This is a genomic window from Algorimicrobium algoritergicola (assembly GCF_008086165.1).
Lineage (GTDB): Bacteria > Bacteroidota > Bacteroidia > Flavobacteriales > Flavobacteriaceae > Algorimicrobium > Algorimicrobium algoritergicola.
This window is the reverse complement of the sequence record NZ_VSKL01000024.1, coordinates 1-995: the sequence shown is the minus strand read 5'-3', so window position 1 is coordinate 995 and position 995 is coordinate 1. Positions and strand designations below refer to the sequence as shown.

Here is a 995-nt window from a genome sequence, read left to right as displayed (position 1 = left end):
CGTTGGCAACAAGCTAAAAACAGAACGCAAAAAATGAAAATATTCCCTTTTATATTGACTTTTGTAATTTTATCCAGTTGCGTTGATTCTAAAAAATCGATTCAAGTACAAACAAAAATCGACATTGAATTAATAGAAAATATTTATATAAAAAAAAGACTTAACGAAACGGACTCAATTCGTTTAAATAATAAACAAACTGAACTTTTTGTAACAGAATGGAATATTGCAACATCTGAAGGACTTTATAAAATGGGACCTGAATTTTGGATAATCGTAAAACTCAAAAATGATTCAATAAGAAAGTTCAGAACAAATAGGAATTTAATAAAAGAAAAAAATGATTGGACTTATTCTGTATCGGATTCAACGCTCGTAAGCTCATTTTGGAAACCCGAATTAATTCATATATCGCAAACTGACTCAATATCTGAATTGTGGAATATTTTAGTTTTCGAAAAAGGCGGTTGTTTGGGTGGAGAACAATACATATCAGAAACGGAATTTAAAAGAGAAGAAAAACCACTCGTTTTTAGCGAAATGGATTGGAAAAACTTCTCGAAAAACGACAAAGAAAAACTGACTGAATTTCTAATAACCAAACTTTCTGACACAACAAAAACGAAAGTCCATACTTGCCCATTTTTTGGAGCGACAAATGGAGAAATGGCTGTTTATTCGCTTCAGCACATTCACAATAAGAATTGGTTTGACTTTTTTGAGTTTAAAGAATATAAAGACAAGGAATATAAAAGCGCAACTGAACAACCGCAAATGTGGTTACAGAATATATTGAAAAACGAAACGGACAGAAAAAAAATAGCGGAATTATACAAAAACGAACTGAAAAAATAAAAGCCAGATTGCCAACACCGTATATAATTTATTGCTGGCTTCTTGCCTACTTGCGAAAGTCCTCGCGGACTTTCTTTGTCCGTAATTATTTACTAAATTAGTTGCTTAAAACACGCAACAAACCATATACAACAACGTTG

1 protein-coding gene is annotated in these 995 nt (G+C 31.7%); it reads left to right on the top strand.

The genetic code is table 11. From position 1 onward, the window contains the following. Positions 1 to 855: hypothetical protein (locus ES675_RS16335; RefSeq protein WP_211362536.1), on the top strand; the 855-nt coding region annotated here is incomplete at its 5' end. Between the last annotated feature and the right edge of the window lie 140 nt (positions 856 to 995).